General features: G+C 74.3%; 17 protein-coding genes. 7 read left to right on the top strand and 10 right to left on the bottom strand.

The features are described from left to right. The first annotated feature begins 51 nt into the window (after positions 1-51). The 4 genes from ACFVS0_RS11595 (at position 52) to ACFVS0_RS11580 (ending at position 6601) form a co-directional block, all read left to right on the top strand. The gene (locus ACFVS0_RS11595) at positions 52-1371 is read left to right on the top strand and encodes an extracellular solute-binding protein (protein WP_430551574.1); all 1320 of its coding nucleotides are present in this window, start codon (positions 52-54) and stop codon (positions 1369-1371) included. After that, on the top strand, positions 1371-3290 hold the full coding sequence (locus tag ACFVS0_RS11590) for a BNR-4 repeat-containing protein (RefSeq protein WP_430588050.1): 1920 nt from the start codon (positions 1371-1373) through the stop codon (positions 3288-3290). The genes ACFVS0_RS11595 and ACFVS0_RS11590 overlap by 1 nt, the downstream gene beginning before the upstream one ends. Positions 3291-3380: 90 nt before the next feature. Continuing rightward, positions 3381-5663: an FAD-dependent oxidoreductase gene (locus ACFVS0_RS11585; RefSeq protein WP_430588049.1), complete on the top strand. Its 2283-nt coding sequence runs from the start codon at positions 3381-3383 to the stop codon at positions 5661-5663. A gap of 83 nt (positions 5664-5746) precedes the next feature. After that, positions 5747-6601, top strand: a complete 855-nt coding sequence (locus ACFVS0_RS11580; RefSeq protein ID WP_430588048.1) for a LacI family DNA-binding transcriptional regulator — start codon at positions 5747-5749, stop codon at positions 6599-6601. A 38-nt stretch (positions 6602-6639) separates the two neighbouring features. On the opposite strand, the gene ACFVS0_RS11575 is transcribed toward ACFVS0_RS11580, so the two are convergent. After that, positions 6640-7431, bottom strand: coding sequence for a DeoR/GlpR family DNA-binding transcription regulator (locus tag ACFVS0_RS11575; protein ID WP_430588047.1), 792 nt, complete (start codon positions 7429-7431; stop codon positions 6640-6642). Between the two features lie 81 nt (positions 7432-7512). Between ACFVS0_RS11575 and ACFVS0_RS11570 the strand changes: the two genes are divergently transcribed. Beyond that, positions 7513-8556, top strand: coding sequence for an acetylxylan esterase (locus ACFVS0_RS11570; protein WP_430588046.1), 1044 nt, complete (start codon positions 7513-7515; stop codon positions 8554-8556). Here the strand turns inward: ACFVS0_RS11570 and ACFVS0_RS11565 are convergent. From ACFVS0_RS11565 to ACFVS0_RS11535, 7 genes are all read right to left on the bottom strand, one after another. Then, positions 8525-9778, bottom strand: a complete 1254-nt coding sequence (locus tag ACFVS0_RS11565) for an alpha/beta hydrolase (protein WP_430588045.1) — start codon at positions 9776-9778, stop codon at positions 8525-8527. The two genes, ACFVS0_RS11570 and ACFVS0_RS11565, sit on opposite strands and share 32 nt — an antisense overlap. A 67-nt stretch (positions 9779-9845) precedes the next feature. Next, positions 9846-10535 carry a response regulator gene (locus tag ACFVS0_RS11560; RefSeq protein ID WP_430563449.1) on the bottom strand — a complete coding sequence of 230 codons (690 nt, stop codon included), beginning with the start codon at positions 10533-10535 and terminating at the stop codon, positions 9846-9848. Continuing rightward, positions 10532-11752: a sensor histidine kinase gene (locus tag ACFVS0_RS11555; RefSeq protein ID WP_430563450.1), complete on the bottom strand. Its 1221-nt coding sequence runs from the start codon at positions 11750-11752 to the stop codon at positions 10532-10534. The genes ACFVS0_RS11560 and ACFVS0_RS11555 overlap by 4 nt, the downstream gene beginning before the upstream one ends. Positions 11753-11796: 44 nt before the next feature. Continuing rightward, a complete protein-coding gene (locus tag ACFVS0_RS11550; protein ID WP_430563451.1) occupies positions 11797-12240 on the bottom strand; it encodes an SRPBCC domain-containing protein in 444 nt (147 codons plus the stop codon). Positions 12241-12268: 28 nt separating this feature from the next. Next, the gene (locus ACFVS0_RS11545) at positions 12269-12616 is read right to left on the bottom strand and encodes an ArsR/SmtB family transcription factor (protein ID WP_430588044.1); all 348 of its coding nucleotides are present in this window, start codon (positions 12614-12616) and stop codon (positions 12269-12271) included. Then, the gene (locus ACFVS0_RS11540) at positions 12613-13083 is read right to left on the bottom strand and encodes an SRPBCC family protein (RefSeq protein ID WP_430588043.1); all 471 of its coding nucleotides are present in this window, start codon (positions 13081-13083) and stop codon (positions 12613-12615) included. Before ACFVS0_RS11540 ends, ACFVS0_RS11545 begins: the two co-directional genes overlap by 4 nt. Before the next feature lie 87 nt (positions 13084-13170). Next, on the bottom strand, positions 13171-14388 hold the full coding sequence (locus tag ACFVS0_RS11535; protein ID WP_430551565.1) for a pyridoxal phosphate-dependent aminotransferase: 1218 nt from the start codon (positions 14386-14388) through the stop codon (positions 13171-13173). Positions 14389-14564: 176 nt separating this feature from the next. Here ACFVS0_RS11535 and ACFVS0_RS11530 point away from each other — a divergent pair, with 176 nt between their 5' ends. Continuing rightward, complete coding sequence (locus tag ACFVS0_RS11530) at positions 14565-17084, top strand: hypothetical protein (protein ID WP_430588042.1); 2520 nt, start codon at positions 14565-14567, stop codon at positions 17082-17084. 78 nt (positions 17085-17162) lie between these two features. Beyond that, positions 17163-17843: an SDR family oxidoreductase gene (locus ACFVS0_RS11525; protein ID WP_430563456.1), complete on the top strand. Its 681-nt coding sequence runs from the start codon at positions 17163-17165 to the stop codon at positions 17841-17843. Between the two features lie 45 nt (positions 17844-17888). Here the strand turns inward: ACFVS0_RS11525 and ACFVS0_RS11520 are convergent, their stop codons facing one another. Both ACFVS0_RS11520 and ACFVS0_RS11515 read right to left on the bottom strand, forming a co-directional pair. Next, positions 17889-18572: a class I SAM-dependent methyltransferase gene (locus ACFVS0_RS11520; RefSeq protein WP_430588041.1), complete on the bottom strand. Its 684-nt coding sequence runs from the start codon at positions 18570-18572 to the stop codon at positions 17889-17891. A gap of 5 nt (positions 18573-18577) precedes the next feature. Continuing rightward, positions 18578-18943, bottom strand: a complete 366-nt coding sequence (locus tag ACFVS0_RS11515; protein ID WP_430551560.1) for a cupin domain-containing protein — start codon at positions 18941-18943, stop codon at positions 18578-18580. Between the last annotated feature and the right edge of the window lie 25 nt (positions 18944-18968).

Here is an 18968-nt window from a genome sequence, read left to right as displayed (position 1 = left end):
GTCTCCACCCACCTTCCCCACCCCGAACGACCCTCGATGCGGAGGACCCCCATGTCTCTCACCCTTCCCCAGAGCGCCATGTCGCGACGTCGCGTGCTCCAGCTGCTCGGCATCGGCGCCGGCACCGCCGCCCTCGCCGCCTGCGCGCCGTCCGCCGGCTCCGCGACCGGCAGCGCCGCGTCGGCCGCCGCGACCGGCGGCGCGAAGACGGACTTCGCGTTCTCGTCGTGGTCGTTCACCGAGGAGGCCGCGGCCCCGGCCCTCGAGGCGATCGTCAAGGCCTACCAGGACCAGGCCGGCGTCACCGTGAAGGACGTCTCGTTCCCCTACAACGAGTACATCAACCAGCTCACGCTGCAGGTGAAGGGTGGCCAGTTCACCGGCGCGGCGCACGTCGACGTCGCGTGGCTCGGCTCGCTCGCCGCCATGGGCAAGCTGCAGGACCTGTCGGCGCTGACCGAGGGTCGCGGCTACACCGACGCGGCGCTGTCGGCGGCCCAGTTCGACGGCGTGCAGTACGGCCTGCCGTGGACCATCGGCGCCATCGGCCTCGTCGCGAACTCCGAGATCCTGCAGAAGGCGGACATCGACCCCGACGCCTTCCCGGCGACGGTCGACGAGTTCGAGAAGGCGCTCAAGGACCTCAAGGGCCTCGGCGGCGGGCTGATCCCCTACGCCGCGTCCACCAAGGCGGCCCAGCTCAAGGACATCCTCATCTGGATGGAGACGTTCGGCAGCCCGCTCGTCGACGGCGACACCGTCACCATCGGCGACGACGCGTCCGTCGAGGCCGTGACCTGGTACAAGTCGCTGTACGACCAGAAGCTCATCGCCGCCGACGTCGACCGCTTCGACGCGCGTTCCCTGTTCGCGCAGGGCCGCGCCGCGATCTACGACGACGCCCCCGTCGGCCGCAACGCCGTCCAGGAGGAGTCGCCCGACAAGGACCTCGGCAGCAAGCTGACGCCGCTGTCCCGCCCGGTGCTCACGGCGGGCGAGACCCCCCGCGCGCTGGTGTGGGGCGGCGCGATCGCCGTCGTCGACGGCGAGGGCGCCGGGACCGCCGCCGACTTCGCCCAGTTCGCGACGTCCGACCTCGACACGGTGCTCGCCGACTACGAGGTGCGCGGCCTGCCCCCCGTCACCACGGAGGCGCAGCAGTCCGACGTCGTCGCCGCCGACACCTTCGGGTCGCTGTTCAACGAGCGCATCACCGCGACGTCGACGAGCAACCCGTTCTGGAAGTTCACCGCGTACTCGCAGGTCGAGACGGTCATCGCCGAGCAGGTGCAGGCCGTGCTGGTCGGCAAGACCGACGCGAAGACGGCCATGAAGAAGGCCGGCGAGGCAGCGCAGAAGCTGGTCGGCTGATGGGCCGCCGGACCGCCCGCGGGGTCGCCCTCGCGTCGGCGGCGCTCGCCCTGGTCGCCGGCACGTCCCTCGCCGCCTCGGCGGCGGGGGCCCCGGCAGCCGCGCCGGCGTCGGCGTCGAAGCACGCCGAGACGATCGAGCAGCTCCCCTACCCGGTGGACCGCTCCAACAACGCAGGCTGGTGGACGCCGCTCGACGTGGTGGACGGCGTCACCTACATGGCGTTCGACTCCCCCGCCGCGGACGCCGCGCGCCACGAGGTGCACGTCGCGGCGAAGGGCGCCGACGGCGCGTGGACCGTCGGCTGCCTGCGCGCCGACGACGGGTCCTGCGCGACGTTCCTCGACGACAGCGGGCACGACCAGCCGTCGATCGTCGTGGACGGCGAGGGCACGATCCACGCGTTCGTGTCGATGCACCACGTGCCGTGGCAGTACTACCGCTCGACGACGCCGGGCGACGTCACGTCGCTGGTCGACGCGAGCGCCGACCTGCCCGACCAGGGCGTCCCCATGACCTACCCGGTCACGGCACGCGGCGCCGACGGCGACGCGTACGTCATGGTGCGCGGCGGCCGGGACGAGGCCACCGTGCGCGACGGCCGCCTGTACCGCTTCGACACCGCGGCGGGCACCTGGTCGCGGGTGGCGGTCTTCGCCTCGGGCACGGGCGCGTCGGTCTACCCGGACGACCTGGAGGTCGGCACGGACGGGCGCCTGCACATGCTGTGGGAGTGGCACCGCTGGGCCGCCGGCCCGTACCGGCACCTGGGCTCCTACGCGGTCTACGACCCGAAGGACGACTCGTGGCACGACGCCGCGGGCAAAGCCCTGAGCACGCCGATCGCCCCGTCCGCGGGCGGCGCCGTGGTCTACCAGCCGTTCGCCGACGGCGAGTCGCTCCAGACGGACGGCCCGACGGTGCAGACCGCCAAGCTGGCCGTGCACGGCGACACGCTCGCCGGCGTCGTCTACCGCTACGCCGCGGCGAAGGCCGAGGGCACGCCGGACCGCTTCGACGTGCGGTTCGCGCAGTGGGACGGTTCCGCCTGGCAGCGGGAGACCGTGATCGACGCCGACGACCTGGGAGCCGGGACCGACACCGTGGCCGCGCTCGACGCCACCTCCGCGGCGGGGACCACCCGGGCGTACGCCGTCGTGCAGGGCACGGTCGACGGCCAGGTCCGCACGCAGGTGGTCCGCGCGGAGCGCGGGCCGGCCGGCGGGCAGTGGCGCTTCGCCGGGCTCGGCGACGTGCAGGTGGGGCAGCAGCGCCTCGCCGCGCGCACGATCCGCACCGGCCCTTCGTCGGGCACGGACGTGCTGTACGTGAGCGCCGCCGAGTCGGGGCCGACGTCGGGCACGCTGTTCCACGCCCGCGTGCCCCGCACGGGCGGGCCGCTGGTCGGCAGCCCGATCGCGGACGTCGTGGCGGGGGTCCGCGGCGACGACGGCGGCGAGGACGGCGGCGACCCGGGCACCCCGGGGCCCACCGGCAACCTCGCCCTCGGCGGCACCGTCACGGCGTCGTCCGCGCTGCGCGCCGACACGGGCGGCGACAAGGCCGTGGACGGCCTCCTCACCGACGCCAGCCGCTGGATCTCCGCCGCGGACGACGCCACCCCCACGCTCACCGTCGCGTGGGACGACGCCGCCCCGGTGGCCTCGGTCCGGGTGCACAGCGGCTACCGCGCCGCCGTCGACCCGGCCTCGGCGGTGCTGCGCGACTTCACGGTCGAGCTGCACACCGCCTCGGGCTGGGTCGAGGTCGGCTCCGTCACCGGCAGCACGTCGGGCACCGTCACCGTCCCCACCCCCGGCGTCACGGCCGACCAGGTCCGCCTGGTCGCCACCGACCCGTCGGCGTCCGAGACCGACGTCGCCCGGGTCTTCGAGATCGAGGTGCTGGCCGCGGGCTGACGCCCGTGCCCCGCGCCGCACACCCACCCCTGCACCACCAGAAGCACAGCGTTCGACCAGCACAACCACCGGATTGAGGACTGAGAGATCATGCGCACGCAGACCGTCGAGGCGGACGTCGTCGTCGTCGGAGGAGGGCTCGCCGGCGTCAGCGCGGCGGTCGCCGCCGCGCGGCTGGGCCGCCAGGTGGTGCTGGTGAACAACCGGCCCGTGCTGGGCGGCAACTCCTCCTCCGAGGTGCGGGTGTGGGTGTGCGGCGCCACCGCGCACGGCAACCAGCGCTGGGCCCGGGAGACCGGGATCGTCGGCGAGATGTACGTCGAGAACCAGTACCGCAACCCGGAGGGCAACCCGGTCTACTGGGACGACGTCGTGCTGGACACCGTCCGCCGGGAGAAGAACATCCGGCTGTTCCTCAACACGGACGTGCGCGACGTCGCCGCGACCGGCCCCGACGACGCGCGCCGCATCGAGTCCGTCACGGGCTGGACGATGGGCTCGGAGATCCTCACGACGTTCACCGCGCCGGTCTTCCTCGACTGCACCGGTGACGGCCTGGTCGGGCACCTGGCGGGCGCCAGGTACCGGCTCGGCAAGGAGTCCCAGGCGGAGTTCGGGGAGGAGTGGGCGCCGCCGGAGCCGGTGCGCGAGTTCCTCGGCTCCACGCTGCTCTTCTACACCAAGGACCTCGGCCACCCGGTGAAGTACGTGGCGCCGGAGACCGCGATCGACATCACCACCACGCCCATCCCGATGAACCGCGTGATCCGCAGCGGCGACTCGGGCGCCCACTACTGGTGGATCGAGTGGGGCGGCGAGCTCGACATCGTCGACGACAACGAGCGCATCCGCGACGAGCTGCGCGGCGTGATCCTCGGTATCTGGGACTACATCAAGAACTCCGGCAAGTTCGACGCCGACAACCTCACGCTCGAGTGGATCGGCAACGTGCCGGGCAAGCGCGAGTACCGCCGCCTGATCGGCGACTACACGCTGCACCAGGGCGACGTCGTCGACCAGACCGTCTTCGAGGACGGCGTCGCGTTCGGCGGCTGGTCCATCGACCTGCACCCCGCCCAGGGCATGTACGCCGAGGGCGCGGGCGCGCTGCAACGGTTCTCCGAGGGCGTCTTCGAGATCCCCTACCGCTCCCTGTACTCCGTGAACGTGGAGAACATGCTGTTCGCGGGTCGCGACGTGTCCGCCACGCACATCGCCTTCGGCGCCGCGCGCGTCATGGCGACGTGCGGCGCGATGGGCCAGGCCGCGGGCACGGCGGCGGCCCTGTGCGTGGAGCACGGCACCACCCCGCGCGGGATCTACACCGACCACCTCGACGAGCTGCGCCAGACGCTGCTGCGCTGGGACGCGCCCGCCGTCGGCATCGCCAACACCGACCCGCACGACCTCGCCCGCCGCGCCCGGGTCACCGCGTCCAGCACGACGACGCGGGTCGCCGCGCCCGTCGCCGAGCCCAGCGACGGCGACCCCTACGACGCGTACGACGTCTACGACCTCGACGTCGACCTCGGCATCGTGCTGCCCGTGGACCCGCGCCTCGACACGGTCGAGCTGCTCGTCTCCGCCCGCCGCGACACGACGCTGTCGGTCGAGGTGTTCTCCACCGGCAAGCCGCAGAACGTGGTGCCCGCCCACCTGGAGGCCAAGACCGACGTCGTCGTGCCCGCGGGGGACGAGCGCTGGGTCACGGCGCACGTGCCGTTCGCCCCCGACGTGCCGCAGAACGCCGTCGTCGTGCTGCGCGCCAACCCGGACGTCGCCGTCCGCCTCACCTCCCCGCTGCCGGCCGGGGTGCTCACGCTGGTGCACCGCGTCGACAACGATGACCAGAACGTGCAGATCAGCTCCGAGGAGCTGCTGGTGCAGTGGCCCACCAAGCCGCTGCGCGGGCGGTCCGTCGTGTTCCGCGCCGGCCCGGACACCCGGGCGCTCGCGCCGGAGCGTGCGACGAGCGGCTACCACCGCAACCACGGCGGCCCGAACCTCTGGGCGTCCTCGCCGATGGTGGCGGGCCGCGACGAGTGGCTGCGCCTCGACTGGGACGAGCCGGTGACCGCGCGCGAGGTCCGCCTCGTGCTCGACGACGACCTCGACGTCGAGCTGAACACCCTGCACCATCACCGCACGCCCGACGAGATCATGCCGACCCTGGTCAAGGACTACCGGGTCGAGGTGCTGCCGGCGGACGGGGGCGACTGGGTGACGGTGGCCGACGAGACCGACAACCGGTGGCGCCTGCGCACCCACCCGCTGCCCGACGACCTCGGCGCGCTGCGGGCCGCGCGGCTCGTCGTCCGCGCCACGAACGGCTCGGCGCAGGCCCGCGTGGTCGCGCTGCGCGTGCAGGAGTGACCGTGCCCCATGCAGGACTCGCCCGCACCGCGCGCAGCGTCGCGACGGTGTCCCGGACGGCGGACCGGGCTACGCTGACCGCCGTGCACAGGAAGGAGCGCACCGGCATCGTGGCGCTCGCCGTGCCGGACCTCGAGGAGCCGTACTTCGCCGAGCTCACGGCGCTGCTCGTGCGGCGCGCCGACGAGCGCGGGCTGTCGATCCTCATCCAGCAGACCGCGGGCGACCACGAGCGCGAGGTGGACGTCGCCAACGGCATCGGGCTGCCCCCGACCGACGGGCTCATCCACATCCCCCGCGCCCTCTCCGTGGCCGACCTGACGCGCCGCACCTCCCCCGGGCCGTTGGTGCTGCTCGGCGAGCACATCCTCGTCAGCCCCTTCACGCACGTGACGATCGACAACCGGGCCGCGTCGTACGCCGCCACCGAGCACCTGGCGTCGGTCGGGTGCCGGCGGGTCGCGTTCGTCGGCCCGCGGGACGCGCGCCCCTCGGACGCCGCCGACCGCCGGTACGCCGGCTACCGCGAGGCCGTCGCCGCGCTCGGGATCGCGGACGACCCCGCGCTCGTCGCCCAGGTCGAGTCGTTCACCCCCGCCGAGGGGCGGCGCGCCGTCCGCGACCTGCTGGAGCGTGGCGTCGAGCTCGACGGCATCGTCTGCTCCAACGACTCGGTCGCGTTCGGGGCGCTGCCCGCCCTGCACGAGGCCGGGCGGCGCGTCCCCGACGACGTCGCCGTCGTCGGGATCGACGACGTGCGCGGCGCGCAGTTCGCGACGCCGTCGCTCACGTCCGTCTCCCCCGACAAGGAGGCCCTCGTCGAGCGCGCGCTGAGCGAGCTGGAGCGGCAGATCGCCACCCCGCCGGGTGCCAACCTGCCGGTGCAGCACGTGGTCGTGGACGCGCGCGTCGTGCCGCGCGCGAGCACCGCCCGCTGACGGGTGGCGCCGCCCGACAGCGTGCCGGGGCACGGCGGTCAGTCGACCGGAACCACCCAGAGCTCGCCCACGTGCGCCTCCAGCAGCTCGCGCGCGTCGTCGTCCAGGCCGTCGTCCGTGACGAGGTGCTCCACCTCGTGCAGGTCGACGATCGTCGTGAGGCCGACGACGCCCCACTTGGTGTGGTCGGCGAGCACGACGGCGTCCTGGCCCGCGGCCAGCAGCGCGCGGTCCGTCTCCGCCTCCAGCAGGTTGGGCGTCGTGAGGCCCGCGTGCAGGTCGACGCCGTGCACGCCGAGGAACGCGAGGTCGAGGTGCAGGTGCTCCAGCGACCGGACCGCGACGGGGCCCACGAGCGCGTCGGACGGCGTGCGCACCCCGCCGGTCAGCACCACGGACTGCGTGTACGGCTCGTCGGAACGGTCGGGGCGGCGGAACACCTCCGCGACCGGCAGCGAGTTGGTCACCACGGTGAGGTCCGGGACGGAGCGCAGCTCCTGGGCGAGCACCCACGCCGTCGTGCCGCCCGAGAGCCCCACGGCCATGCCGGGCTCCACGAGCTGCGCGGCGCGGCGGGCGATGGCCCGCTTGGCCCCGACCTGCTGCTGCACCCGCGAGGCGAACCCGTGCTCCTGCACGGCGCCCGCGTCCCCGCGGGTGGTGGCCCCGCCGCGCACCCGGTCGAGCTCGCCCGCGTCCGCGAGCGCCTCGATGTCCCGGCGCACCGTCATCGCGCTGACGCCCAGCTCCTGCGCCAGCTCCGTGACGCTCGCGGCGCCCCGGCGGCGCACCTCGGCCACGATCCGCGACCTGCGTTCTGCGACGAGCACCCGCTCCCCTTTCGACCCGCGGCACAGTCTGTCACGCAGCGTGCCGCCCGTTCCCCCGGACCTCGAGAACCTGGAGCTCCCGTGACCCTGCCCGCCCCCTACGACGCCTGGTTCCCGGGCAGCCCGATCGACGGCACCTACGGGTACGACGAGGCCGGCCTGCGGGCCGTGCCGCCCGCCGCCGAGCCGGACGGCTTCGCCGACCTGTGGCGGTCGTGGCACGCCGCGGCGCGCGGGGTCCCCGCCGACGTCGTGGCCGAGCCGGCGGGCCGACATGGGGCGCACGAGCTCTCCGTGGTGACGTTCACCGCCGACGGCGGCCTGCGCCTGCGCGCGTGGCTGGCGCTCCCCGTGGACGGCCCGGTCCGGGTGGGGATCGTGCACGGCCACGGGTACGGCGGGCGCGAGGCGCCGTCGTTCGAGCGGGTGCCGCACGACGCGGCGGTGATCTTCCCCGTCGCGCGAGGGCTCGGGACGCTCAACGCCGGGGTCGGGGCGCCGGACGTGAGCACCGCGCACGTGCTCGCCGGGATCGAGGACGTCGAGACGTACGTGCTCGGCCGCTGCGCCGTCGACCTGTGGCACGCCGCGACCGCGCTGCAGGAGGCGCTGACCCACGTCCCGGGCGTGCCGGCCGACCTTCCCCTGTACTACGCGGGGACCAGCTTCGGCGGCGGCGTCGGCGCGCTGGCCGTGCCGTGGGACGACCGGTTCGTGGGCGCCACGCTGGAGGTGCCGAGCTTCGGCCAGTACGACGAGCGCCTCGCCGTGCCGTGCACCGGCAGCGGCGAGGCGCAGCGCGCGTACGTGGCGGAGCACCCGGAGGCCCGCGCGGTCCTCGCGCTCACCGACGCGTCCGTCGCGGCGACGTACCTGCGGGTGCCGACCCGCGTGGAGTGCGCCCTGTGGGACGCGCACGTGCCGCCGCCCGGGCAGTTCGGCGTGGCGGCCGGCGTCTCCGCCGCCGAGCGCGCCGGGACCGGGGCGGAGCTGGAGCTGGCGGTGCACTCCGCCGGGCACGCGGAGTACCCGGGCCAGGCGCGCGAGATGGCGGCGGCGTTCGCTGCCACCCGCGCCCACGTCAAGCGGGCGGTCAGCCGCGCGACGTCGCCGCGTCTTCGGTGAAGAAGTCGAGCAGCAGCTGACGGCTGGTCTGCGAGGTGAGACTGCCGTAGGCGTCGTCGAACGCGTGCTCCGCGAACGGCAGCACCTCGACCTGGGTGTCGACCCCCTGCTCGGCGAGGGCACCGCCGAGGTCGATGACGGTCCCCGGCCGGGCGCTGCGGTCGCGGTCGCCGACCACCAGGAGGGTGCGGGGCAGGCCGGGGCCGACGTGGCTGGTCGGGGACACCTCGCGGTAGCGGTCGGGGTGCTCCTGCGGCGTGCCGCCGGTGAACAGCTCGGCGGCCTCCCGGGTACCGGCCACGTCGTCCGCCCACATCCGGGCGACGTCGGTGCCGGGGTAGAAGCCGACCACCGACGCCGGGGGCTCGACGGCGGCACCGTCGGCGGCGGCGAGGGTGCCCTCCTGGAGGCGGTAGGCAGCGTCCAGCGCGAGCGTGCCGCCCGCTGACATCCCGCCGAGGGAGACCTGCGCCGGGTCGACGCCGTACTCGTCGGCGTGCTCCCGCACCCAGGCCAGCGCCGAGGCGAGGTCCTGCGGCGCCTTGTCCCAGGTCGGCCGGTCGGCGCGGGCCAGGCGGTAGTCGACGGCGAAGACTGCCACGCCGTGGTCGGCGAGCCAGCGGCCGGTGCCGCGCAGGTCGCTCTTGTCGAAGGTGTGGAAGCCGCCCGCGTGGGCCAGGACCACGGCCGGAACCGTGGTGCCCGGCGTGCTGTCAGGCACGTAGACGTCGACGTCGAGCGGCTCGCCGTCGGGGCTCGCGAAGGTCGTGGTGTCGTCGGCCACCACGTCGGGATAGCCGACCTCGGAGAGGACCGAACCCCAGGAGACGTCGGCTCCGGCGTCTTGCGCGGTCTGAAGCTGGACGCCCCCGATCGCGAGCGCCCCGACGGCGGACGCCGCGGCGACCGCCGCGACCGTCCGGCCCCAGCGCACCGTGCCGCCGAGCCAGGCGAGGGCCGCGAGGGCGGCGGCGAGCACCGCCAGCATCGCGACGTGGAACGGGTACTGCCCGCCGAGCACGGGCCCGATCACCCCGATCCTCGGGATGGCGGGGACGTACGCCCCGAGGACGATCGCGACGGCGAGGAAGGCGAGGACCGACGCCACGAGGGCGCTCAGGGTCCGCAGGACCCGGACGGGCCGCGACCGCCGGCGGTCGGGGTCGCGGCGGGCGCGCGGTGCGGGCGGGGTCAGGACGGGGTAGGTCACGGAGGAGGTCATGCCACGACGCTAGGAACGGGGTACCCGCTCCCACCTCCCGCCACGGAGCCAACTTCCGGCCTGGCTCTCAGGTAGGGGGTGTCCGAGGTGCCGTGCGTCCCGGGGCGACGAGGCCCGACTCGTAGGCGTAGACGGCCGCCTGCGTGCGGTCCCGCAGCTGCAGCTTCGCCAGGATGCTGCCCACGTGCGTCTTGACCGTCTGCTCGGCGACGACGAGCTCGGCGGCGATCTCGGCGTTCGACAGCCCCTGGGCCACGCACGTCAGCACCTCGGTCTCGCGGCCGGTGAGCGCCTCGACCCGCGCGCCGGGCACGGGCCGGCCCGGGCCGCTCAGCCGCGAGAACTCCGTGATGAGCCGCCGGGTGATCTCCGGGGACAGCAGTGCGTCGCCCGCGGCCACGACGCGCACCGCATCGGCGAGCTGCGCCCCCGACGCCTCCTTGAGGAGGAAGCCGCTGGCGCCGGCGCGCAGGGCCTCGTACACGTACTCGTCGAGGTCGAACGTGGTCAGCACGAGGATCTTCGCGGCCAGGTCGGGGTCGCCCACGATCTGGCGGGTGGCCTCGATGCCGTTCGTCCCCGGCATCCGGATGTCCATGACGACCACGTCGGGCCGCAGCTCCCGCGCGCGGGCCACCGCCTCCGCACCGTCGGCTGCCGTCGCGACCACCTCGACGTCCGGCTGCACGCCCAGGAGCACCGAGAACGCCTCGCGCACCATCGCCTGGTCGTCGGCGATCACCACCCGGATCGTCATGCGGGACGCTCCTCACTGGTCGGCGCCGCGAGCCGGGCGGCAACCTCGTAGCCGCCGTCGGGCGTCGGGCCCGCGGTCAGGTCCCCGCCGAGCATGGCGGCCCGCTCGCGCATGCCCGGGATCCCGTGCCCGGCGCCCGGGAACGCGGTCGCCGGGCGGCTGCCGGGGCTGTTGACCACCCGCAGGCGCAGGACGTCCGGGGCGTAGTCCAGCTGCACCCGCGCCGCCGCGCCGGGGGCGTGGCGCAGCGTGTTGCTCAGCGCCTCCTGCACGATCCGGTACGCCGACAGCTCCACGCCGTCGGGCAGCCGGCGGCGGGCGCCGGAGACCGCGGTCGTGACGTCGAGCCCGGCCGCCCGTACCCCGGCGACCAGCTCGTCGAGGCCGTCCAGGGTGGGCTGCGGGGCGTCGGGAGACCCCGCGTCGGGGCGTTCCTCGGAGCGCAGCACCCCGAGGATGCGCCGCAGCTCGGTCAGCCCGGACAGCGCGCCCGCGCGGATGTCGCCGAACGCGCCGACCAGCTCCTCGGGCGGGGCCGGCACCCGGTGGGGGGCGGCGTCCGCCTGGATCGCGATGACGGACATGTGGTGCGCGACGACGTCGTGCAGCTCGCGGGCGATGCGGGTGCGCTCCTCCAGCACGGTGCGCGCCGCGCGCTCCTGCGCGAGGGCGACCTCCTGCTCCGCGAGCCGGGAGCGGACCTCCCGCGTGCCGCGCGCCCCCGCCGCGGCGGCCACCGCGGCGGCGAACATCGCCAGCACGATGAGCGTGAAGCGCCACGGGCCCATCTCTCCTGCCGCCAGCAGGACGCCCAGCATCACGAGGCTCAGGCCGACGGTCTCGAGGGTCACCCGCCAGGGGTTGCGCAGCGCCACCAGGAAGAGCAGCCCGGCATGCACCGCCCACGCCCACCCCACGTAGGTGGCGAACGACGGCACGAGCGCGACCACCGGGAGCGTCGCCAGCGACAGCCACCACGCGGGCAGCGGCCACCACAGCGCAACGACGAGCAGGGCCACGTGGAGCACCGCGACGACCCGCGTCGGGACGTCCTCGGTGGCCGTGACCGCCGCGAACGCCGCCACCGCGACGATCGCCCCGTGCGGCAGCCGGCGCAGGGCCCGCGGGCCGCGCATCGGCGGCATCGGCTGCGGGGCCAGGGTGAGCAGGTCGCGGCGCACCATGCCAAGCGCCTCGCGCACCCCGCTCCCGACCATCCGCCCAGTATGGCCGCCGGTCGGGGACGGCTCCCGACGCGGCCTCAGTTCCAGTTGTCGATCTTCACGTCCCGGGGCGACGGCGCGGCGTCGCCGCCCTCGACCAGGGCCTTGAGGCTCTGCAGGAACGTGGCCCACTTGGTGCTGCAGTGGTGCATGAACTCGACGGGCTCGCGCCAGCCGCGGTGCGCGAACAGCAGGATCGTCCAGTCGCCGTCCTGGCGCAGGTCCCACTCGACCGTCGTGCCGACCCACTCGTCCGGGCCGCCGACGACGCGCCACACCACGCGCTCGCGCGGTCGCAGCTCCTCGACCTCCATCACGAACCCGCCGTCGGGGAAGCGGAACTCGATCTTCCCGCCGAGGCCGGCGTCGCCGGTCGTCTCCTCGGTCCACCAGCCGGCGAGACCGTCCACGGTCGTCAGCGCGTCGTACAGCTCCTGGGGCGTCGCGGTCGTCGTCCCGATCCTGTGCAGGATGTCCACCATCGTCGTGCTCCTCTCAGCTCGGTGCTGCTCAGCTCTGCCGTGAGCTCTGGATCGCCTCGGCGATCCCCTTGATGCGCTGCAGGCGGCGGTCCCAGGTGCGGCCGACGGCGGCCAGCTGGTCGGCGGCGCGCGCGAGCTGGGCGGCGTCGACCTCGCACCGCTTCTCCCGGCCCGCGGTCGTCGACCGGACGAGCCCGGCGCGGTCGAGCACGTCGAGGTGCTTCGCCACGGCCTGCCGCGTCACCGGCAGCTGCCGGCTCAGCGACGACGCGGTGCCGCCGCCGTCCGCGAGCAGCAGGTCGAGGATGCGGCGCCGGGTGGGGTCGCCGATCGCGGACCAGAGCGCGTCGTCGACGGGCGACGACATCTCGGTCATGAGCGGACCTCCAGCGACGCCGCGTAGGTCACCAGCCGCGGCAGGTAGTAGGTCCAGCCCTCGACGTGCTCGCGGTAGCGCTGCTCGAGGACCGCGATCTCCCAGCCCTGCTCGCGGAAGCCGGTCTCGGTCATGCGCAACAGCGTCCCGTCGCCCGACGGCACGAGCTCGAAGGTGACGAGCAGGGAGTTGCCCGGCGCCGCCTCCTGCCCCGCCGGGTGCGTCCAGCGGAACGAGAAGGTCCGCGGCGGCAGCGACTCGACGACGGTGAGCAGCTCGACCGTCCGGTCGGCGCCCTCGCCGAACGCGATCTCCCCGGTGCCGCCGGGCACGGGGTCGTACCGGGCGTCGTCCGGCCACCACTGGCGGACGTGCTCCGGGCTGCTCACCACCTCGAAGACGACCTCCGGCGCCGCCTCGACGTAGACCTCCCGTTCGATGCTTCCCAGCTCGCTCGTCGACCCCATGACCCCTCCTGCAACTAGTGGTTGCGCATCACCGTAGCCCGCAGGCCAGGGATGCGCAACCACTAGTTGCAGAACGGGTGGGTCTCGCTACCGCCGACGCGTGGCCAGGAACTCCCCGATGCGGCCGATCGCCTCGGTGAGGACCTCCTCGTCGGGCAGCGTGACGAGGCGGAAGTGGTCGGGCTCGAACCAGTTGAACCCGGTGCCGTGGGTGACCAGGATCTTCTTGGCCCGCAGCAGGTCGATGACGAACGCCTCGTCGTCCTCGATCGGGTACATCTCCGGGTCGAGACGCGGGAAGCAGTACAGCGCGCCCTTCGGCCGCACGGACGTGACGCCGGGGATCTCGTTGAGCAGCTTGTCGGCCAGCATCGCCTGGTCGTAGAACCGGCCGCCGGGCACGATGAGCTCGTCGATCGACTGGTAGCCGCCCAGCGCCGTCTGGATGGCGTGCTGCGCGGGCACGTTCGCGCACATGCGCATGTTGGCCAGCAGGGTGAGGCCCTCGAGGAACTCGGTGGCGGTCTCCTTCGGGCCCGACACCATGACCCAGCCCGCGCGGTAGCCGCAGACGCGGTACGCCTTGGACAGGCCGCTGAACGTCAGGCACAGCACGTCGTCGCCCGCCGCGGCCGCGGCGTGGTGGTGCGTGGCGCCGTCGAACAGGATCTTCTCGTAGATCTCGTCGGTGAGGACGACGAGGTCGTGGCGGCGGGCGATGTCGACCATCGCCTCCACCATCTCCTTGCTGTACACGGCGCCGGTGGGGTTGTTCGGGTTGATGATCACCATGGCGTGCGTGTTCTCGGTGATCTTCGACTCGAGGTCCTCGAGGTCCGGCATCCAGCCGTTCTCCTCGTCGCACCGGTAGTGCACGGCCGTACCGCCGCACAGCGTGACGGCGCCCGTCCACAGCGGGTAGTCCGGCGCGGGGACGAGGATCTCGTTCCCCTCGTCGACGAACGCCTGCAGCACCATCGAGATGAGCTCCGAGACGCCGTTGCCGATGAACACGTCGTCCACGCTCGTGTCGCGCAGCCCGCGCGACTGGTAGTACTGCGCCACCGCGGTGCGTGCCTCGTAGATGCCGCGGGAGTCGCTGTACCCCTGCGCCTCCGGCAGGTGGTGCACGACGTCGGCCTGGATGGCCGCCGGTGCCTCGAAGCCGAACGGCGCCGTGTTGCCGATGTTCAGCTTGAGGATGCGGTGGCCCTCGGCCTCGAGGCGCTGGGCCTCGACGAGGATGGGACCGCGGACGTCGTAGCGGACGCCGCGGAGCTTGCGGCTCTGTCGGATGGTGCGCACGGGGTCCATCATCCCCCCGCGCACCCGGTGCCCGACACGGCCATTCCGCGACGAGCGGCCCCCGCCCGCCGGCACGACCTCCTCGCGGCCGCGGACGAGGACGGACACCATGCACGCCTGCCTGCTTGGACATAGCGTTTCCAGGACGGACGGACCCAGGCGGACAGGAGTGCGGGATGCGCGGTGTGGCCGGGCGACAGCGAGCAGCCGTGGTGTGCGTGGCCCTGGTCGCCGGGGCGGGGCTCGTGGCGGCCGCGCAGGTGGCGTCCGCCGACGTGCCGGAGCCCGGGGACGACGAGTCCGTCGTGACGGTGCGCGTCGGGGGCGACCGGACCGCGGACGGCGGCGTGGCCCCGCTGCCGGGCGTGGAGCTGGGCCTGTACGAGGACGTGGACGCGACCACGGTGGTGGACGGCGACTGGGGCGTCTGCGAGTCGGACGGCGACGGCGACTGCTCCTTCACCGTGCCGGACACCGCCTCGGGCGGGCAGAACGCCGGGGCGCAGTACGTGGTCAAGCAGATCTCGGCCCCCGGCGGCTGGTTCGTCAACCCGACGCTGCGGGTCGGCCCGGGCAGCGGATCGAGCTCGACGGAGCAGCCGTACGCCTTCACGACCCCGGCGCTCGTCGGCGGCCAGACCTACTCCTCGCTCAGCACGAGCATCGACTTCATGGCCGGCCCCGCCTCCAGCGGCCGGCCGGTCACCGACTCGGAGGGGATCTGGCAGCAGTCGCGGACCAACCCGCCGCTGGCGACGCAGTGCGGCGCCGACATCGCCTTCGTGCTCGACCTGTCGTCGTCGCTGGGCGACCAGGTGACCAACCTCAAGGCGGCGACCGACTCCGTGGCGGACGCGCTGGTCGGCACCCCGTCCCGGCTCGCCGTCTTCTCCTTCGACCGCTTCTCGCCCAGCTCCGGGTCGGACGGGAACCGCCCCGACCTCGTGAGCGTGGCCACCCAGCAGGGCGCCGACGCGTTCAAGGCGCAGTACGCCGACTGGACCACGGGATCGGGCACGAACTGGGACCAGGGGCTGCGGGTCGTCGCGGACGCAGCCCCGGCGTACGAGATCGTCGTGATGATCACGGACGGCAACCCGACCCGCTTCGGCGCCACGGGCAGCGGGGGCACCGGCGGCACCACGCACCTGCGCGACGTCGAGAACGGCATCTACTCGGCGAACGCGGTCAAGGCGGAGGGTTCCCGGCTGCTGGTGCTCGGCGTCGGCTCGGGGATCGACGACGTCACCCGGCTCAACCTGCGCGCCCTCTCGGGCGAGACGTTCTACGCGGGCGGCGACGCTGCAGAGGCCGACTACTTCGACCTCGACGACTTCGAGGCCGCCGGCTCCGCGCTGCGGGACGTGCTCCTGGGCGGCTGCGAGGGCCGGATCAACGTGACCAAGGCGCTCGTGCCGGCCGGGAACGAGGCCGGGGACGTCTCGGGCGCCGTCCCCGCCGGCGAGGGCTGGCAGTTCGACGCCGCGACGTCCGCCCCGGGGGTGACGCTCGACCCGCCGACGGCGTCCACGACCGACGACGGCACCGGAAGCGTCGCCTTCGACGTCGACTACGCGGGCGTCCCGGAGGACGCCGACGTGTCGATCGCGGAGACCCAGCAGGACGGCTACACGCTGGTGCCCGTCGACGGCCAGAACGCCGTCTGCGTCGACAAGCTCGATGACGACGCCCCCGTGAGCGCGACGAGCGACGGCGCGTCCGGGTTCACCATGACGCTGCCGGCCTCGGGCTTCGTGAGCTGCACGGTCTACAACCAGCCGCTGAGCAGCATCGTGGTGGACAAGACCTGGGTGATCGACGGGGTCGCGATGCCCGAGGGGGAACAGCCGGACGACTTCACGGCACAGCTGTCCCTGACGGGGCCTGGCGGCGCGGGGGCGACGGACCAGGACTGGAGCGACCGGCGCGACGGGTACCAGGGCCCCGAGGAGGTCACCGTCGACGAGGCCGCGACCATCCCGGACGGGTGCGTGCTGGCGGACGCGGAGGTGACCGCCGTGGACGGCGAGGCGGTGGGCCCCGCGCCGTTGCCGTTCGACACGACCGCGGCCTTCCCCGTCCGGGAGGTCGAGGTGACCAACCGGGTGACGTGCCCGCCGATGCTCACCCTGGTCAAGGAGGTCGTCAACGACGACGGCGGCACGGCCGAGGCCGGCGACTGGACGCTGTCGGCGACCGGCCCGGTCGAGATCGCCGGCGCGACCGGGGACGACGCCGTCACGTTCGCCTCGGTCGAGGCCGGGGACTACACGCTCGCCGAGGACGGGCCGGAAGGCTATGACTCGCTGGGCTGGGTGTGCGTCGACGACGTCACGGGCGACGACGTCGAGGTGCTCGACGACGTCGTGAGCGTCGGCGCCGAGGACGCGGTCACGTGCACCGTGACCAACGACGACGTCGCGGGGCCGACGCCCTCACCGAGCCCGACGCCGACACCCAGCATCTCGCCCACGCCCAGCGCGTCACCCACGCCGACCTCGGGCTCGGGCACGCCGCCCGGGCCGGGCGCTCCTGGGCCGGGGGGCGCCGGTCCCGGCGGTCCGGCAGCACCCGGCGGGCTCGGGTCGCTGCCCGTGACGGGCGCGGGCATCGCCGGGCTGCTGTCCGCCGCGGTGCTGCTCGGCCTCGCCGGGTGGGCGATCGTCGGAGCGGTGCGCCGCCGGGACGCCTCCTGACGCGGGTCGCGGATTGGCGTCCGGGCCCGTGGTGGGCGACGGTGGAAACCTGGTCCCTCGCCCCGTTCGGAGGTCGTCATGAAGGTCGTCGTCATCGGTGCGCTCGGCAAGGTCGCGCGCCAGCTCCTCCCGCTGCTCGCCGACGGTGGCACGGGGCCGGTGGTCGACGTCGTCGGGGTGGTGCGCAAGCCCGAGCAGGTCGACCGTGTCGCCGACCTCGGCGCCGAGCCCCTCCTGCTGGACGTGGAGCACGCCGGCACCGACGAGATCGCCGCCGCGCTGACCGGCGCGGACGCCGTCGTGTGGTCCGCCGGGGCGGGCGGCGGCGACCCCCAGCGCACGTACGCCGTCGACCGCGACGCGGCGATCCGGTCCATGGACGCCGCCGCGAGCGCCGGAGCGCGCCGGTACGTCATGGTGTCGTGGGTGGGCTCGACGCCGGAGCACGGCGTCCCCGAGAGCGCGGGCTTCTTCGCCTACGCGGATGCGAAGCTGGCCGCGGACGACCACCTGCGCACCACCGACCTGGACTGGACGATCCTCGGCCCCGGCACGCTGACGGACGAGCCGCCCACCGGGCGCATCGCCGTCCTGCCCGAGACGGGCGCCGTGCCCGCCGGGACGGACACGAGCGTGCCGCGCGCCGACGTCGCGCAGGTCGTGGCCGCGACACTGCGCGAGCCCGCGACCGTGGGTCGCTTCGTCCGGTTCTCCGCCGGGGAGACGCCCATCCCCGCGGCGCTGCGCACCCTGGACTAGAGCGGGCGCCTTCGTCAAGGTTTCGTTCACGGCGCTGACCGCCTACTACCGCGACGGCGACGCACGGCCGATCGTCGAGCGCTTCACGGACGCCGCCCGACGCCGTGCGCTGATCGCGCCGTGCGGGCGCACGCCCGGGTCGGTGCGCTCCGCCGTCTCGACGACGTCGAACCCCGCCCGCACGACCCGCGCCGCCAGCTCGTCGACGGGCCAGAACCAGGCGGTCGTCACGGCGTGGTCGAACGGCTCGACGCGCGGGCCGCGGCAGAACCCGAGCAGCAGCCCGCCGCCCGGCGCGACGGCGCGGGCGAGCTCCGCGAGCACGTCGTCCACACCCGTGCCGTCCCCACCCGTGCCGGCCACAGCCTCGGGCGGGGTGTGGATGAGCGAGTACCAGGCCAGCACGCCGCCGAGGCCGCCGACGGGCACGCCGAGGTCGGCGAGCGAGGCGCGGCGGAACGGGACGCCGGGGTACGCCGCCCGGGCGAGGGCCAGGAACGGTTCCGCGAGGTCGACACCCTCCGCGTCGAGGCCCTGCCGGGCGAGGAAGTCCGTCCAGTGCCCCGGCCCGCACCCGGCGTCGACGATGCGCCCGGTCAGCCCGGCGGCCCACCGCTCGACGAGCGCCCGGTCGTCGTCGTGCACGGCGTCCATCGAGCCGAACAGGTCCGTGTACTCCTGCGCCCGGGCCGCGTAGGCGGCACTCGGGTCGTGGGCCGTCGAGGGCACGGTGCTCAGCCGAGCTCGCGCAGCGGCGCGGTCCGCTCGCCGCCGGCGTCCCCGGTGTTGACGGTCGCGGTCGGCTCGACGAGCAGCGCGTGCACCTCGCCGTCGGCCCGCGGGCAGTGCTCGACGCCCCGCGGCACGACGAACACGTCCTGCGGCCCGAGGACGACGTCACGGTCCCGGAGCTGGATGGTGAGCCGCCCGCTGAGCACGAGGAACAGCTCGTCCGTGTCGTCGTGCGTGTGCCACACGAACTCGCCGTCGAGCTTGACCACCTTCACCGCGTAGTCGTTGACGCTCGCCAGCAGGTGGGGCTGCCAGGGCTGCGCGATGCTCTCGAGGGCGGTCCGGATGTTCCTCACGTCGCTGCTCATCCGGTCAGCGTAGGCACGCGGCGAC

Source organism: Isoptericola sp. NPDC058082 (assembly GCF_042885055.1).
In the GTDB taxonomy this organism is placed as follows: domain Bacteria; phylum Actinomycetota; class Actinomycetes; order Actinomycetales; family Cellulomonadaceae; genus Isoptericola.
Note: the sequence above shows the minus strand (reverse complement) of the source record. Positions and strands in the feature narration are given on the sequence as shown.

Bases quoted from the DNA above. Each gene is read 5' to 3' on its own strand.
- ACFVS0_RS11595 (WP_430551574.1), top strand. From the start codon at position 52: ATGTCTCTCACCCTTCCCCAGAGCGCCATGTCGCGACGTCGCGTGCTC.
- ACFVS0_RS11590 (WP_430588050.1), top strand. From the start codon at position 1,371: ATGGGCCGCCGGACCGCCCGCGGGGTCGCCCTCGCGTCGGCGGCGCTC.
- ACFVS0_RS11585 (WP_430588049.1), top strand. From the start codon at position 3,381: ATGCGCACGCAGACCGTCGAGGCGGACGTCGTCGTCGTCGGAGGAGGG.
- ACFVS0_RS11565 (WP_430588045.1), bottom strand. From the start codon at position 9,778: ATGACCTCCTCCGTGACCTACCCCGTCCTGACCCCGCCCGCACCGCGC.
- ACFVS0_RS11560 (WP_430563449.1), bottom strand. From the start codon at position 10,535: ATGACGATCCGGGTGGTGATCGCCGACGACCAGGCGATGGTGCGCGAG.
- ACFVS0_RS11555 (WP_430563450.1), bottom strand. From the start codon at position 11,752: ATGGTCGGGAGCGGGGTGCGCGAGGCGCTTGGCATGGTGCGCCGCGAC.
- ACFVS0_RS11550 (WP_430563451.1), bottom strand. From the start codon at position 12,240: ATGGTGGACATCCTGCACAGGATCGGGACGACGACCGCGACGCCCCAG.
- ACFVS0_RS11545 (WP_430588044.1), bottom strand. From the start codon at position 12,616: ATGACCGAGATGTCGTCGCCCGTCGACGACGCGCTCTGGTCCGCGATC.
- ACFVS0_RS11540 (WP_430588043.1), bottom strand. From the start codon at position 13,083: ATGGGGTCGACGAGCGAGCTGGGAAGCATCGAACGGGAGGTCTACGTC.
- ACFVS0_RS11530 (WP_430588042.1), top strand. From the start codon at position 14,565: ATGCGCGGTGTGGCCGGGCGACAGCGAGCAGCCGTGGTGTGCGTGGCC.
- ACFVS0_RS11525 (WP_430563456.1), top strand. From the start codon at position 17,163: ATGAAGGTCGTCGTCATCGGTGCGCTCGGCAAGGTCGCGCGCCAGCTC.
- ACFVS0_RS11515 (WP_430551560.1), bottom strand. From the start codon at position 18,943: ATGAGCAGCGACGTGAGGAACATCCGGACCGCCCTCGAGAGCATCGCG.